The sequence below is a fragment of the Vibrio sp. 1562 genome (genome assembly GCF_033340155.1).
GTDB lineage: Bacteria > Pseudomonadota > Gammaproteobacteria > Enterobacterales > Vibrionaceae > Vibrio > Vibrio alginolyticus.
Genome location: NZ_JAWOVY010000372.1, coordinates 1 through 689, shown reverse-complemented (window position 1 = coordinate 689; position 689 = coordinate 1). Strand labels below are relative to the sequence as shown.

The 689-nt window shown below is 45.3% G+C and carries 1 protein-coding gene; it reads right to left on the bottom strand.

Annotation, left to right across the window (positions count from 1 at the left end; all coding sequences use genetic code 11):
- Positions 1-116: 116 nt before the first annotated feature.
- Positions 117-689, bottom strand: a 573-nt coding sequence (locus tag R7Z49_RS25250; RefSeq protein ID WP_318112419.1) for an AAA family ATPase, incomplete at its 5' end; no start/stop codon positions are given.

Sequence of the window (689 nt, the reverse complement as noted above, 5' to 3'; positions counted from 1 at the left end):
AACAAGGCAGGTATGACTGTTGGTACGTATCTGAGAATAATCTTTACGCAAATGCCCGGAAAACAAAAAGGCTACCTCTTTCGAGATAGCCTTTAAAATCAAGGTGAAATCTGAGTTTACAGAATAAAGCGACTTAGGTCTTCGTTTTCGATCGTATCACCTAAACGTTCTTTAACGTAAGCAGCATCAATCACAAACTTAGCACCAGATTGCTCTGCTGCATCGTAAGAGATTTCGTCCATCAGACGTTCCATCACGGTATGTAGACGACGAGCACCAATGTTTTCTGTGGTTTCGTTTACCGTCCATGCCGCTTCTGCGATTTGCGTGATACCGTCTTCGGTAAATTCGATATCGACGTTTTCTGTCTTCATCAGCGCAATGTATTGTTCAGTCAGCGACGCTTTAGGTTCAGTCAAAATACGTTTGAAGTCGTGGCTGCTCAGTGCTTCCAATTCCACACGGATTGGCAGACGGCCTTGCAGTTCTGGAATGAGATCAGATGGCTTGGCAACTTGGAATGCTCCGGATGCAACAAACAGAATGTGGTCTGTTTTTACCATGCCGTGTTTTGTCGAAACGGTACTGCCTTCAATCAGAGGAAGTAAGTCACGTTGCACACCTTCACGAGACACGTCCGGGCCAGAGCTTTCGCCGCGCTTACAAATCTTGTCGATTTCATCAATGAA